This window comes from Pseudoalteromonas aliena (genome assembly GCF_038155085.1).
Classification (GTDB): domain Bacteria; phylum Pseudomonadota; class Gammaproteobacteria; order Enterobacterales; family Alteromonadaceae; genus Pseudoalteromonas; species Pseudoalteromonas aliena_A.
Map to the genome: position 1 here is coordinate 1 of NZ_JBAKAU010000254.1, position 212 is coordinate 212.

At 40.6% G+C, this 212-nt stretch carries 1 pseudogene; it reads left to right on the forward strand.

The window, feature by feature from the left end:
- Positions 1-212 (forward strand): annotated as a pseudogene (locus V6260_RS19280) (PepSY-associated TM helix domain-containing protein); the annotation flags it as partial.

Sequence of the window (212 nt, forward strand, 5' to 3'; positions counted from 1 at the left end):
CTAACTCATCAAGCTGGCGTTTTACATTACCCGAGCCACGCATTCCTTATTTAATTTATGGATATGCAAAACCAAAAGAGCCAGGTCAGCGCCGCAGTAATTTTGAAAACACACAGCTAAACCCTAATTCCATGCAAGAGCTTGATCCCATTGTAGATACTAAAGGCGGTAACTGTTTTTATCGGCTGCTCTATGATTTACATTACATGGAT